The following is a 14759-nucleotide window of genomic DNA, read 5'->3' on the forward strand; positions in this document are numbered from 1 at the left end:
CAGCCGGCCCAGCCTGCTGTCATGCCGCGGGGGAAAACTCAGGGTTTGCTGAAACCGTACTTGGCCAGTACGGCCTGGCCTTCCGCAGACAGCACGAAGTCCACAAATTTCTGGCCCATTGCGGCATTCTTGCCGGTAGTGGCCACTGCAATCGGATAGCTGACCGGGTCATGGCCTGCAACATTCATGACCACATCCACCTTGTCGGCCATCTGCAGGGCATCGGTGCGGTACACGAAACCGGTCTCGACCTCGCCGCGGGCCACATAGTCCAGCACCTGACGCACGCTGTTGCCCTGAATATACTGCGGCTGCAAGGCCTCCCACAGTCCCACGGTGCTCAGGGCGGATTTGGTATAACGGCCGGCGGGCACGGACTCCGGATTGCCCAGGGCTATTTTTTTGAAGTTCCTGAGATCCGCCAGATCAACCGGCTTTTTCCCGCCCTTGGGCACAATCAGCACCAGATCGTTCAGGGCGAAATTCCTGCGGGTGGCAGGATCAACGACCTTGGCCGCCACAGCCTTGTCCATGGTGGCCTGGTCGGCGGAGGCAAAGACATCCACCGGCGCGCCCTCCTGAATCTGCTTCAAAAGCGGGTTGGAAGCAGCAAAGTTGGTGTGCACCGTCAAATCGGCCTGCTGCTTTTCAAACAGGCCTTTCAGCTCGGTGAAGGCATTGGTCAGGCTGGCTGCGGCGGAAACCGTCATTTCGGCAGCGGCAGCGGGCAGGCACATGACACTCAGGGTCAGGAGGAGCAACAGGGTATGGGCCAGGGCCCCTCCAATCATAGCTTTTCTCATGATCTTTCCTCCTTTCTCAGCATGGGACACGCTTTGGGATAATGCCCGGCACCGCTTTCCTCCGAAAGCAGTGCCGGTAAGGTCATGGCGGAAACGCCGGGATTATTCCGTGGCGAGCATGACCTCCGAGGCCTTGATGATGCCCACCACCAGCTTGCCCGGGGCCAGATCCAGGCGCTTGACGCTGTTTGCGGTAATGACCGAACACAGCAGGTCGCCGCCGGCCAGATCCACGGTGACCACGTCGTTGACCACGCCGGGCTCAATGGCCTTGACCGTGCCGGGCAGAACGTTGCGGGCCGAGATTTTTGCCGGTTGGATGTCCAGGCCCAGCATGACCGAACTGGCCTTGATCACGACCATGGCCTGGCTGCCTTCCTTCAGCCCCAGACGCTGCACCGAGTTTTTGGTAATGACTGAAGTCACAACCGCTCCGCCCCGCAGTTTGACGCTGACCACGTCGTTGACCGCGCCCGTCTCAATGTGGGTGACCGTGCCGGGCCAGATATTTCTTGCGCTGATGTTCATGTTGACCTCCTTTAAGATACCGTATTACGGATGATTTTTCCGTAAATCCACTATATGGGATGTGAGTATACCATGTTGTCTTTTCCATGCCACAAAAAAATCCCCGGGATAAAGAGGCCTGAGCCTAAGAATTTTTTCAATTTGGTATTGACTTAATTTGCTGTTTTTAAAGGCTTTTCAAGCCTAGCAGGCATGAGTCCAATGGTCTCAGCCCTTCTGAAATACGTTCAGTGAACCAAGGTTCGTTGGTACTCTGGGAATGTTCTTATCTTTTACGATGGAATTTTTTGGGCGTTACACCGTACCGTCTGAAGAACTCATGACTGAAATGACTCAGATTCTGGTAACCGATATGCATGCCGACCTCCGTGACATTCATGCCGCCAGAGGCAAGCAATTCACGAGCAATCTCCAGACGATAATTTCTAAAGTATTCAAACACAGGCAGGCCGAAAACCTGCTTGAAGCCCATTTTCAATTTTTTTTCACTAAGGCCTGCCATTTTCGCTAACTGTGCAAGGCTTGGTGGGTTTTCCATATCCCGTACCAACAATTCTCTAACATCCTTTATGCGCCGTATATCTGAAGCCGATAGTGATATTGTCCGTTCATAACTATTATTACTGGAAAGGTATTCAATAAGTTGTATTTCAATGAGTTCAAGAGTTCGTGTTTCCATATATAATTTGTGTAATATTCCTGAATAGTCGCTGGTTACAATGTCGGCTACAAGGCGCATTTTTCGAGTACTGTGAGTGCCTATCCACTGAAATGCAGTTTTGCGGCCTTCAAGCACACGTTCCAGTTGCTTTGTGATGTTGCTATGTTCCGCAACAAGATAGGGATAAAGGAAATCTTTATTCATGATAATACTTAGTCTACGCATGCCACCTTTGCATCTCATATTCCCTACTGTGTCTGAAAGATATGTGATGCTATTACTCCCACTGGTGTGTAACTGCTTTGTTCCGCTCAGCGCTCCATGTTTGTAGCTACAATGGTTTGATCCAGTGAGCATAAACCCGAAGATGAGCGGAGAACTCTGAATTTCAAATTCCACACACAATGGATTTGTGGGTGGAAGTTGGGAAAGTTGCAACACGAGTCCCGGTCTGAGCATAAAAGAATCGGTTCCGCAGGTTCGGTAAAAACCAGGACCAGCGAAGAGTGTCAAATCTTGTCCTAATCCCATACTTTCCTCAACGACCCCGGCGATACCCCGCTGGGGATATTTTTTGACCCTTCCACGGTTAGCAAGACTCCTTTTTTTAGTTTAATGAAAAAAACATCAAATTCAATTAAAAGCAGCACACGTCCGGAAAGGAGACAGGCCATGCGACACCATATTTTTGGAGGGATCCTAAGTTTTTTTCTTCTATTCGAAAGCGCCCATGCGGCAGAATCACAGCTGCAACCCGCTGATACCTACATGCTGGAAACGATCACCGTTACCGCTACTAAGCGTGAACAGACGCTCCGGGAGATTGCAGGCAGCGTCTCCACAGCTTCGGATATCGATCTGGAAAATCAGGGGGCTGAAACCCTGCAGGACGCCACAAAAATATTTCCCAACGTCCACATGAAAAGCACCAGTTCCGGTAACGAAATTGTCATTCGCGGCATGTCCACCTGGGATACGGCATTGCAGTCTCCTGCGGGGCTTTATGTGGATGGGGTCCCGTATCCCTTGTCATACATGCAAAACATTTATCTCCATGAAATAGAAAGCGTTGAGGTAATGCGTGGTCCGCAGGGGACGCTTTATGGCAGGAACAGCGAGTCAGGAGTAATCAACTTGGTACGGCGTACACCGGACAATTGGTTGCGAGGTTCGCTTTTTACGGAATTAGGAAGTCATGACACTTTGCGTCTGGGAGCTTCCGCGGCCGGACCATTGATTGAAGACAAAATATACTTTTCAGGAAGCTATCTTCGCCATCAAACGGATGGCTTTGTCCTCAACGAATATAAACAGAAAGATCAGGCGGCACGGCACAAGGCTGATTCGGGACGAGTGGTGTTACGACTCACCCCTACGGATGCGTTGGATGTACGCATGTCATTGGATGCCACACACAGTGACGATGGTATAGGCAGTATGCGCCTGTCCACCGGCCCATACCGTAGCGGACGGTATAAAATTCGCTCCGACGCCCCAGACGAAGCTTCGTCTGATCTTGTGATTCCTGCGTTCACCATCACACATACTGGAGAGTATGTTAGAACGACATCAATAACCAGTTATTTAGATTATAAATACAAGATGTTGTCTGATCTCGACAGAACGCCTTTGCCTCAAGGCGAGTCCGAGATAAACATTAATCAATGCAATATCTCGGAAGAGCTGCGCTTTTCTTCCGTAGGTAAGCAGAGGCTTTCTTGGGTAGCTGGGCTCTTTGCGGGAAAAACTCCCATGACTACGAATGTAAACCGGATTCTCCGACAGTCCGCCGCAACCACATATCTGCATACAGACTACACGGAAACAACTGGAGCACTTTTCGGGCAGGGCACCTATGCCATTACGGACGTTTTTCGGTTGACCGCAGGCCTACGAACTGAATATACCAACTTAGACGGTGAACAAACATATAAAACCACTGCAGGGAATCGTATGTATGAAAAAGATTTTGATTATACTGAATTCCTTCCTATGGTTTCAACCTCTCTCGATGTTACAGACAATCTGACTACGTATGCATCATGGTCTCAAGGCTATCTACCAGGAGGATTTAATGTTTTTTCATACAGTTCAAAAGATACATTTTATTATAATCCTGAATACAGCACAAATTACGAAATTGGGTTGAAAACGCAATGGATGGATAACAAATTACAAGCCAATGTTTCCGCTTTTTATTCTGACATCAGAGACAAACAGGTTCGGGAAGAAGTTCCATCTGCAGGCATCGGTACATGGAAATTCACAAATTCTGCAAAGGCTCATACCTCAGGCATTGAGCTAGAGGTCAGGTTGTACCCACTTGAGGGCTGGGAGTTGCGTAGTGGCGTTGGATATGCTCGTTCTGAAATTGACGACTGGATGGTGTCTACTCCAAGTGGTGGAATAAAAAACTACAGCGGCAATCGTCTGACTTGGGCACCAGAGCTCACTTATCACCTAGGTGTTGGTTATATACATCCATCCGGATTTTTCGCACAGACTGAATATCTCGGATCTGGGAAACAATATTTCGATGCTGAAAATACACTTAGCGATCCTGGATATAATACAGTAAATCTTCAATTCGGATACCGTGGAGAAAATCTTACCGTGGCTATTTGGGGGAAGAATATCTTTGATACACATTATATAACAAAGAAACTTGTGGCTAATGGTAACAAAATTGAGGAGGACGGCAATCCCTTCAGTTTCGGTACAACTGTTTCATGGAGTTTTTAGAATGCACGATGAAAAAAAAATTGCATCCGAACATTCTACGTCACCGGATGTTTCAATCCTCACAGAATGGATGCTCGGCTCAGTGCGCACAGCCTTGCTTGATCTGGCCATTGAGCTGGAATTACCCGATATTCTTCACAAGACGGGTACGCTGGAAGGTATAGCAGCACACCTCGGTAATCCGCATGCTGAAAATCTCGCTCATGTCCTTGATGCTATGGCAGCTCTCGGCCTTGCCTCAAAAAAGAATGGGATCTACGCCAATTCTGCACTTGCCGAAATGTATCTTCGCAAAGAAACCAATACCTACCTAGGCCACCTGATGCGTAGACTCCAGGCCATGCAGCACCGGAATCTCCGTAACATGAAGGAACTGCTCTATTTTGGGCCGCAGCCGGTAAAAGAAGATGATCGTATTGACGGAAAAAATCTGTGGAAAAAATCTAGCCGCGACATGATTGCTTACCAACAGGGCGAGGTATCGCGCAGACTGGCGGACATGGCGGTGTCGCTGCCAGAATTTTGGCATTTCCGCCATATGCTCGATCTTGGATGCGGACCAGGTATTATTGGTTTGTCTATCATGGGCCGTAATACAGCATTACGGGGAGCATTCTGCGATTTGCCGCCTGTACTGGAGTTGGCCCGAAAGGAGGTCGAGGCTGCGGGTATGAAAGAGCGTGCGGAGTTCTATCCCGGTGATTACAACCAGATCGACTTTGGATGTGGCTATGATTGCATATGGGCTGGACAGAGCCTGTATTTTGTGAAAGACCTCCCTGCATTCATGAAAAAGCTGCTGGACGCCCTGAACCCCGGTGGAGTCTTTGTCAGTCTGCACGAGGGACTGAATCGAGAGCGCACCGCCCCGGAGAAGGTGGTTATTTCCCGCCTCTCTCTGGCGTTGGAAGGCCAAGATGTTTCGTTCGAGGAGGGGCGCATAGCTGGGCTGGCACTTGAGGCTGGTTTCGCCTCTCTGGAACGGCGAACTATCAACATGCTTTTTGGTGAAAATGAAGTGGCAATCCTGCGTAAGTCCGGGACATTGACGGAAGGTGCGGCATGAACATCCGTTCGTGCGCGTCCGCGCTTCTTCTTGCTTGGGTGGTCTACGGGGGCTGGACTATCTCTGTCGCGGCGCAACCTCCCCTACGCCTTGCCGGTCCACCCGTGCGCGAGGCCATTCCGCTAGTGTTAATGCACACTCTACCTCCCCACGTACCAGGAAGGGAAGGGGCTGTGTTCACGCCCTGGAATTCACCAGAGCAGCTTCGCGCTCTCATCGCCAAAGGAAAGGTAGATGTGGCACTCATGACGGTGGCGTCCGCCGCCGCGTTGCACAGAGGTGGAGAGGTGGTTCCCTTTTTCAGACAGTTTGGCGGCAAGTTTAAGGTGGGCTTGTGTCATAGTTAAGCCACCAAGACAAGTTCCCGCTCTCCGGCATAGCCGGGCAGAGGAAGTTGCCAATATGCCTCATCCGGGGTACGGCTGTCCAGCGAGGAATGAGGACGTTTGCTGTTGTAGTAATCAATCCAATGTTTCAACCCTTGCCTGAGTTCCCTGCCGTCAGCAAAGGCATGCAGATACACGCATTCGTATTTCAGGGAACGCCACAAGCGCTCTATCATCACATTGTCGCGCCAGCTTCCCTTGCCGTCCATGGAAATGCGAACTCCGGCAGCCTGCAGGGTGCCAACGAAGTCATCGCTCGTAAACTGGCTGCCCTGATCCGTATTAAAAATATCTGGCGCGCCATAACGGTCCAGGGCTTCTTCAAGCGCCTCAATACAAAAATCAGCCTCCAGAGTGTTGGACAAACGCCAGGACAAAACCTTGCGGCTGGCCCAGTCCATCACGGCTACCAGGTAAAAAAAGCCGCGCTGCATTGGAATGTAACTGATATCCGCAGTCCATACCTGGCCGGACCGATTGATCTGCAGGCCGCGCAACAGATAGGGAAATACCCTGTGGTGCGGATGCGGTCTGGAAGTGTTGGCCTTCTGGTAGATGGCTCTCAGGCCCATCAATCCCATCAGACGGCGGATTCGTTTACGGCCAACCCGATAGCCTGCACGCCGTAAATGACGCATCATCTGCCGGGCTCCATACCAGGGCGTGTGCAGATATTGTTCGTCGATGAGTCGCATCAGGCGCAGGTTCTCCTCGCTTTCTCCAGTCGGGCGATGGTACCAGCCCGAGCGTGACAGGGCCAGCAAACGGCATTGCCTGGAAATGCTGAGCTGTTCATGGTTTGGATCAACCAGTTTTTTCCTTCTCTCGCAGCTCAGCGACAGCGCTCGAAGGCATTGGCCAAAAAATCACGTTCCACCGTGAGTTGGCCAATTTTGGCATGAAGCTCCTTGATCTGCGCCTCTGAGGTCTTGCTTTTGCGTTCGCTGGCGCCAGCAAAGGCAGCGGCCATATTGTCCATGGCCTGACGCTTCCAGCTGGTGATCAGGTTGGGATGGAGTTCGTAGCGGCTGGCCAGTTCGGCAATGGTCTGCCCGCCACGAATCGCCTCCAGAGCAATCTTAGCCTTAAACTCGGCTGAAAAGCGTCTGCGTCGTGTGGTACTCATGGGTGTCGCTCCTGATTTGGGATGTGCAACCCACCTTAACACTCTGTCCAATTTTCAGGGGCCACCTCTCACAACAAGGGCGTGCACTGCACTGTAGTGGCCGTATTTTCCGGTCCAGCTTGGATTGTTTCCACGAATCAGGAATTTTCTAGCGTGAACATGCTGAATGGGGAGGAGATTCTGTTGCCTTTCGGGCCAGGGGAAATGCCGGAAGTTGTGTTACGCATACTCATGAAAAAACACGGGCTGAGCTTCATGCCCCGCCATGTGGGTAGCGCTCTAGAGGCTGTGGGTATGCTGCGTAGCAGTCGTGCAAAGCATGCCTTTCTGGTGGAACCGGCGGCAGGAAAGGCCATATCTGCCCTTGGAATTCAGATTGATGCCGCAGGAAATCCCCTTCGGGGCTGTCTTGATATCCGTGCGCTGTGGGCCGAAACGTTTCCTCAGTCTCCCTATATGCCACTGGGGGCGCTTGCCGTTTTTGGTTCGCTGGCGGACAGCCGAGAAGCTCTAACTGCCATCCGTGCGAGTTATGTTGAGGGCGTGATCCATGCTAGGGAGCACCCCCGCATGGCGCTTGAAACTACGGGCGTTGTTTTTCCTGTTTTGGGCAGGAGTCTTGAAGGAATGGGTGTAGAGCGAGTTTGCGACATACACATTATGGACAGCGACCACGCAGCGATGATGGTGACTTTTTTTCTCACCCAGTTACTTGAAGTTTCTCCGGCCTCCATTGGAGGGCGTATGCCTGGAGAAGGCTTCCTGAGGTTATCCAATGCGCGCCACTGATATGTTCTGGGGGGGGGTGGGCTGCGGTGTTCTTATAGGAGCGTGGGAGGTTGCGGCGCGGGGCAGTCAGGGATTTGTTATGCCATCGCCAGCGGCGACGCTTATCGCCCTGTGCGATATCCTTTCGCAGCCAGACTTCTGGCGCGATGACTTCCGCATCAGTTTTGAGCGTTTTGTGTGCGGTATCGCTTTAGGTGGAGGTGCGGGGATCTGCTTAGGGCTGGCAGCTGGGTTTTACAAACAGCTGCGTTTGGCGCTTACCCCCGCCCGCTGGATGCTTTCCAGCGTGCCTGGCGTAGTTGTGGTCATGCTCGGCATGCTTTGGTTCGGTATTGACTCTGAAATGGTGATTTTCGTTGTGGCCCTAACGGTAGTGCCAACGGTGTACGTAGGTGTTGTGGAAGGTATCCGTGCCGTGGATTCCGGGTTGCAAGAAATGATCGCCGTTTACCGCATTGCCCGCTTACAACGCTTCTGGCATGTGTATCTTCCAGCTATCACAGCACCTTTACTCTCAAGTTCCATTATCGCCCTCGGGGAGGGATGCGTGTAACCATTCTGGCGGAAACTATAGGTGCCACCTGTGGGCTAGGCCATGCTTTAGCCATTGCCAGAACCAATCTGGATACTGCGGCGCTTTACGCTTTGGCGCTGGTCAGCATGCTTCTGGTGGGTGTTCTTGAGGCGGCTTTGCTGTTGTTGACCAGACACAACACCTCTCAGAGGAAGGCAAGATGACTTCTCTGGTGCTTTTTTCTCAGGTGGGTTTTGCCTACGCAAGACATGATGTTTTGCGTGACCTTTCCCTACAGCTGAATCCTGGAGAAGTAATAGTTTTGCAAGGTTGCAGCGGAGTAGGCAAGTCAACGTTATTGCGTCTGGCTGCGGGCATTTTGCGTCCCACAAGTGGATATGTCCACATCGGAGCGCAACGCATTGGTGTTGTCTTTCAGGAACCCCGTCTGCTGCCGTGGAGAACCGCACTCCAGAACGTCATGCTACCTTTGCTCAGCTTGGGGATGGATCCCGCCCAAGCCGGACAAAAGGCGACGAATATGCTGGAACATATGGGGTTAGCCCATTTTCTGGAGGCGGTGCCCGAGGAACTCTCCGGCGGCATGAAGCAGCGCGTTTCACTGGCCCGGGCGCTAGCTGTGAACCCGGAACTATTGCTTCTCGATGAACCGTTTGTCGGTTTTGATCCCGCTCTACGCGCCGAAATGAAACAATATTTGGCTGATTTCCTTTCCCAATCTAGAGCTGGAATGATGCAGATTGCACATGACAATGAAGATATATTCATAAAAACGGCACACATTATGATGTTGGGTCAACATAATGTTGAATGCCATCAAAAAAGGACACAAATATGAAAAACGTGGAACCGTTCTGGATGACGCTTCAGAGTTTTAGAGATGATACATTTATCGTGCAGATACTGATCATCGTTGCGTACTTGTGCATATTGTTTCTAATTGCCAAACAAGAGGGGTCTAGAACTGATGCTATTATCAAAATTATATTGAGTAGTATATTTATTTTTAACAGTATTGTTTGCTTTTTGATCTACTTCAGTGAACTACCCATGGCTAAATTTTTTGCTGGCCCACTGTATCTAGCTATAGGATATCTATTTCTTGTAGATATTATGGCTAAAAGAATTCATTTTACATTCAATATTTCTCCTTTGAGACGTTTCTTGGCATTTACCTTTATCATTCTTACTTTCTTGTTTCCAGTATTTGGTATGTTCAGCGGCCATGGCATGATTGCTCTGCCAGGTGTGCCATGCCCATTAGCAATCTTTACACTGGCTCTTCTCAGCGCAGCAATACCACGTGTGGATAATATCATTGTTTTTATGTTGCTTGCCTGGGTTCTGGTCAATATTCCTAAGATTTTTGGATATGTTGGATGCTACGAGGAAATAATCCTCATTCTGGCTGGTGCGTATGTACTTGGTCTGAACAGAATCATGCCAGAGGAAAGCACCGGAGACGAACATGCTTCGACATGAGTTCTTATCAAAACCGAAGTTCGAAATTACCCCACGCTCCATAGTGAAACGACCTGTAGAATGTGTGGATGCTGGAAGCGCCTATTGCCCGTGCCAACTCGCGGAACTTGGACAATGTATAGAGTGCTCACTGCTACGCGGTGAAGACGAATGCCGTTGCCATTGGGCCGGATCGTGCATTTGGTCTCACAGCCAGTGGGGGAGAGGTAAGATCCGGCAAAGCTGCAAGTTTCCAATCCTTCAACAATGGGAGCACCATGAGGGTGCGATAATAGTTGTTGTACGAGTTACGCCGTCCCTTGCGGCTGAGCTGCGTGCGCCAGGAAGCTTTGTTTTCGCTCGTGGTAACGAAAATCCGCATTTTGATACCCCTATTGCCGTTGTTAGAGCATCCCCAGAAACACAAACTATCATACTCGCATACAAGATAATAGGTCCGAAGACTATAAGCCTGCGTGGATCCGGAACTGAGTTGTGGATACGCGGCCCGTACTGGAATGGGATAACAGGCCGTAGACGTATTATGGCGATGAGGGGCGAATCTTGCCTTCTTGTGTCCGGGGGTATTGCAGCTTCTGTCCTACCCAATGTTGCTGATTCGCTGCTACGTGGTGGAAATCAAGTCACTGCGGTGCTTGGAAAACCAGAATGTGCATTTATAAAGGAATTTTTGCCGGCATCTGAGATGCGCGTTCTTGAAATGGCCTTTCCTGACGAAAAAGAAGCTCTCCATACACTGATGAAGGAAATATCTTGCCAGATGGTGTTCTGTGCCGGAGGGGAGCTTTTGACCAAAATGACGGCGGATATTTCGGCTCGCGCTGGTGTGGCTGCATTATTTTTTGGCGCTGTCAGGCGAACCATGTGCTGCGGCGAAGGCATATGTGGAGCATGCCATGATGTAATTGGTTGTGAATCCATCAGAGTGTGCAAAACACTGCGCTAAGGTGCGCTACTCGGTAAGGACGGGCAGAACATGAAAGGTACGGCGATTATTATCGGAGGCGGGTGGGCAGGTTCTGCGGCGGCACTTGCTGCAAAGCAAGGTGGAGCCGACAGGGTCGTCATTCTGGAGCGTACGGACATGCTTCTTGGCTGCGGTTTGGCGGGTGGAATCATGCGGAATAATGGCCGGCAAACGGCAACGGAGGAATTGACAGCCATGGGTGCGGGAGGACTTTTCAGCATCACCGACAGTGTCGCGACGCACAAAAATGTTAATTTCCCGGGGCATGCACACGCTTGGCTCTATTCTACTACTAAAATCGAACCGGCGGTGCGGAACTTTCTGGAAATGTGTGGTATTGAGATACGATTCCGCTCGCGTGTGGTTGAATTTCTGGCTAGCGGCTCAACCATTTGCGGCGTGACGTTGCATGATCTGACAGAGTCAAGGCTCGAAGGTGACGTATTCGTAGACGCTACAGGCTCTGCGGGTTCGTTGAGCAATTGCACACGATACGGAAACGGTTGCGCTATGTGCGTTCTGCGCTGCCCTATGTTTGGACCTAGGATTAGTCTGACGGCCTGCGCTGGGCTGACTGATTACGTCGGTATGAGACTCAACGGTGAAGTAGGCTCCCTTTCCGGTTCTTTTGAACTCCGTAAGAACTCTCTTTCTGTGGACATCCAAAAGGCATTGAATACGCGAGGGCTTGCCATTGCTCCGTTGCCAAAATCATTGATCAACCGGGAGAAGCTGCGGAGCAAATCTTGCCAGCAATACGCTCTGCAGGAGTATGCGGCTAATGTGATTCTCCTGGATACCGGAGACACGGCTAAAGTTATGACACCGTTTTTGCCACTGGAAGATATGCGATGTATTGCCGGATTTGAAAACGCTATGATTGCCACGGGGAGCGGATATGCAAACTCGGTACGCTTTCTGTCTAGAGCCCCTCGGGATAACTCACTAAAGGTGGATACCTTTTGTAATCTCTTCTGTGCTGGTGAAAAATCCGGATTTTTTGTGGGTCACACCGAAGCTATAGCGACAGGATCTCTTGCCGGACATAACGCAGTGCGGACCTTGCAGGGAAAACATGCAATTACGCTACCGAAAATTCTTGCTTGTGGTGACATTATTCATGCCGAACAGGAAGGCATTTCTTCTGAGTTGGGCCTCGTAAAACGCTATACATTTTCTGGAGGAGAGTATTTCGACAGAATGAAAGTAAAAGGTCTTTACACAACACGGATGAGTGAGATTGCTAATCGCGTTCGTGAGGCAGACTGTTACAGAATATTTGCAAATAGAATATAATAGAATAGGAGTTTGAGCATGACGAATCAACACACAACACGCTGCTTTTTCGGCTGCAATGCAGGCAATGGTTTTCATACTTTTTTTAACTTTTTACCCAGGCTTGAAAGAGCACGTATTATTATTGTCAAAGGTGGGCCAGGGACGGGAAAATCTACGTTCATTAGTGCCGTTGGAGAGACTTTTGCTCAACAGGGTTATGATCTGGAGTATCAACATTGTTCCCTTGACCCTCAATCGTATGACGCTGTTGTCGTTCCGGCATTGAAAGCCGTAGTCACTGCTGCCACAGGTCACCATGTCTTTGATCCCAAAAATCCCGGTGCAGTGGATGAAATTCTCAACCTTGGTGACCATTGGGACACCGAAAGAATCCGTCAGCACTCCAAAGAAATTATAGAAATCAACCAGGAAGCGGAGAGGCTTTTCCGTAAAGCTTTCCGGATCTTGAACGCAGCCAGACAGTTCCTTGCCAATGTGGAAGATATTCATATTGCTCACCAAGATCCTAGAGAGCTGTCCACTGTAACAGAGTGTATCATTGCAGAAGCTCTTCTTCGCTCCAACTCGGAAATGTACGGTGCGGAACGCCATGCCTACATTTCTTCCAATACACCGGAAGGAACCATTCACAACATCGCCAGTCTGTTGCGCCCAGAAACTACGGCTTTTGCTGTGAAGGGAGAAGCGGGCATGGGCCGGACAAAAATTCTGGCGGGCGTGGCCGAAAAAGCGAAACTCCTTGGTTTTGATGTGGAGTATTACCATAGACCTATTGACCATCATCTGCTGGATCACGTGCACATTCCCGCACTGAATCTTCTGGTGACAACGCAACCTGACGAGTTGTCGACGCAGGTTATCGAAGAATCCTTTACGCTTCAGGGAAAGAAGACTAAACGTCAAACAGAGCTTCAGGACGAAATTTCAGAAAACGTGGCCAGATATGAACAGACTCTTTCTCTTGCAATGCAAACCCTAGCGCAGATCAAAGCAGAACATGGCGTTCTTGAAAAATATTACATTGACAGTATGGATTTTGATGGGGTCAAAAAGCGCCTTGCCGCAACCATAGAATCCATTGAGCGGCAGGCCACCATATCTAAACAGGCGCATTAATTATGCATCTGAGGTGAGGCATTGTATACTACTGGATGATATGTTCATGTCTAATTTGGATTAACATACAGAATACGCTTACATAAGTTTTAAATAGGATTACAAAATCTCATTATATGAGAATGTAATGCTATATTTACCAACAAGTATAATTGGAGTGCACCCTGCGTCGAGACCATCGTAGCCACTTGAAAAAGTTGCAGCAATGCGCATTGCTAGTCTCAGGCCTCATTAATTGCCAATAAGCAGGAAATCTGGTTAGTTGTGCTCAAGGAGGACGCCATGAGCCAACTTTTCTACCTTTCTGCCGGACAACTCGAACGTATCAAGCCCTTCTTTCCACGTTCACATGGTATTCCGCGGGTCGATGACCTGACAGTCATCAGCACATTTATGTCATCGAGCATGGCCTGCAGTGGCAAGACGCGCCACGTGAGTATGGCCCGGTACAAGAGGCTGTACAATCGTTTTTTGCGCTGGAGCCGGATGGGTATCTTCAACAATATTTTTACCGAATTGGCAAAAACAGCGGGACAGGATGGCCAGGTGATGATCGATGCGACCCACCTCAAGGCGCATCGAAGCGCCGCCAGTATACTTGAAAAAGGACTCTTTCCCGCTGGATCGGACGCACAAAAGGCTGGGCCGATGCCGGAGCCGGGCCGATTTTTGCCCGACTGGCAAGCTGAAGCTGCCCATCCTGGTCATTTGGCTGCCGAATGAGGTTGATGTCCCGGATTGTGCCATGATTGTCATTTCAAGATGGCGCCACTGACACGCATGGCCACAATGGCCTCTTTGCAGCCCTTCGGCAAATCAAGCCTTCTGCAACAGGCTGACATGGAACGTGGCGGGCTCCCTCCGGCTGCCTGGTGCCTGACGCTTTCACCCTCGACCAGAATCCTGCCCTGCCCATTTTACCTTTTCTCTCCCTGACCGAGTGCTGCATTGGCAACGGGAATCTACCCGGCGATGGGAAAAATTCCTCCCATGGGTACGGAAAAGGAGTATCATCGGCTGCAGACCTCGGGCACAGGGCTCGGGGCCAACAGGGCCGCCTGCGGAGCACCGGCGGTTCCGGGAGCCTGAGCGCCTTGCCGCGCGCGGCATACGATCATCCCACACAAGGAATGCCCATGGCCTGTCTTGCCGATAACCTGCCTGCTCAGGTCAAGAGCCTGCGCCTGGTCACCGATGCTTCCTGGTTGGGCGAGGGCGCCATGCAGGCGGCTTTTTTTCAGCCAGACCTGCCTGGCCAA

General features: G+C 50.5%; 14 protein-coding genes. 10 read left to right on the plus strand and 4 right to left on the minus strand.

What is annotated here, in order from left to right:
• Nucleotides 1-38 precede the first annotated feature (38 nt).
• From modA to CAY53_RS03340, 3 genes are all read right to left on the minus strand, one after another.
• Nucleotides 39-803, minus strand: coding sequence for a molybdate ABC transporter substrate-binding protein (gene modA / locus CAY53_RS03330; protein ID WP_219842716.1), 765 nt, complete (start codon nt 801-803; stop codon nt 39-41).
• 102 nt (nt 804-905) lie between these two features.
• On the minus strand, nt 906-1331 hold the full coding sequence (locus CAY53_RS03335) for a TOBE domain-containing protein (protein ID WP_017865434.1): 426 nt from the start codon (nt 1329-1331) through the stop codon (nt 906-908).
• Between the two features lie 265 nt (nt 1332-1596).
• A complete protein-coding gene (locus CAY53_RS03340; protein ID WP_104935930.1) occupies nt 1597-2523 on the minus strand; it encodes a helix-turn-helix transcriptional regulator in 927 nt (308 codons plus the stop codon).
• A gap of 141 nt (nt 2524-2664) precedes the next feature.
• On the opposite strand from CAY53_RS03340, the gene CAY53_RS03345 reads away from it, so the two are divergent.
• Nucleotides 2665-4734 carry a TonB-dependent receptor gene (locus CAY53_RS03345; protein ID WP_104935931.1) on the plus strand — a complete coding sequence of 690 codons (2070 nt, stop codon included), beginning with the start codon at nt 2665-2667 and terminating at the stop codon, nt 4732-4734.
• Between the two features lies 1 nt (nt 4735).
• Complete coding sequence (locus CAY53_RS03350) at nt 4736-5800, plus strand: class I SAM-dependent methyltransferase (protein WP_181040397.1); 1065 nt, start codon at nt 4736-4738, stop codon at nt 5798-5800.
• Nucleotides 5801-6143: 343 nt separating this feature from the next.
• Here CAY53_RS03350 and CAY53_RS03360 read toward each other — a convergent pair.
• A protein-coding gene (locus CAY53_RS03360) for an IS3 family transposase (RefSeq protein WP_104935934.1) occupies nt 6144-7312 on the minus strand; the annotation gives its coding sequence in 2 pieces (ribosomal slippage) (nt 6144-7039 and nt 7039-7312; 1170 coding nt in all).
• A 153-nt stretch (nt 7313-7465) separates the two neighbouring features.
• Between CAY53_RS03360 and CAY53_RS03365 the strand changes: the two genes are divergently transcribed.
• The 8 genes from CAY53_RS03365 (at nt 7466) to CAY53_RS03400 (ending at nt 14223) form a co-directional block, all read left to right on the plus strand.
• A complete protein-coding gene (locus tag CAY53_RS03365) occupies nt 7466-8101 on the plus strand; it encodes a substrate-binding domain-containing protein (RefSeq protein ID WP_181040398.1) in 636 nt (211 codons plus the stop codon).
• Nucleotides 8102-8180: 79 nt separating this feature from the next.
• Complete coding sequence (locus tag CAY53_RS03370; protein ID WP_181040399.1) at nt 8181-8654, plus strand: ABC transporter permease; 474 nt, start codon at nt 8181-8183, stop codon at nt 8652-8654.
• 181 nt (nt 8655-8835) lie between these two features.
• On the plus strand, nt 8836-9474 hold the full coding sequence (locus CAY53_RS03380) for an ABC transporter ATP-binding protein (protein WP_104935938.1): 639 nt from the start codon (nt 8836-8838) through the stop codon (nt 9472-9474).
• Nucleotides 9471-10118, plus strand: coding sequence for a DUF6064 family protein (locus tag CAY53_RS03385; RefSeq protein WP_104935939.1), 648 nt, complete (start codon nt 9471-9473; stop codon nt 10116-10118). The genes CAY53_RS03380 and CAY53_RS03385 overlap by 4 nt, the downstream gene beginning before the upstream one ends.
• Before the next feature lie 523 nt (nt 10119-10641).
• The gene (locus CAY53_RS12470) at nt 10642-11064 is read left to right on the plus strand and encodes a hypothetical protein (protein WP_181040400.1); all 423 of its coding nucleotides are present in this window, start codon (nt 10642-10644) and stop codon (nt 11062-11064) included.
• Nucleotides 11065-11094: 30 nt separating this feature from the next.
• Nucleotides 11095-12381, plus strand: coding sequence for an FAD-dependent oxidoreductase (locus CAY53_RS03390; protein ID WP_104935940.1), 1287 nt, complete (start codon nt 11095-11097; stop codon nt 12379-12381).
• 18 nt (nt 12382-12399) lie between these two features.
• Nucleotides 12400-13500 carry a hypothetical protein gene (locus tag CAY53_RS03395; protein WP_104935941.1) on the plus strand — a complete coding sequence of 367 codons (1101 nt, stop codon included), beginning with the start codon at nt 12400-12402 and terminating at the stop codon, nt 13498-13500.
• A 282-nt stretch (nt 13501-13782) separates the two neighbouring features.
• Complete coding sequence (locus CAY53_RS03400; RefSeq protein WP_146106385.1) at nt 13783-14223, plus strand: hypothetical protein; 441 nt, start codon at nt 13783-13785, stop codon at nt 14221-14223.
• The last annotated feature ends 536 nt before the right edge of the window (nt 14224-14759 follow it).

Source organism: Desulfobulbus oralis (assembly GCF_002952055.1).
In the GTDB taxonomy this organism is placed as follows: domain Bacteria; phylum Desulfobacterota; class Desulfobulbia; order Desulfobulbales; family Desulfobulbaceae; genus Desulfobulbus; species Desulfobulbus oralis.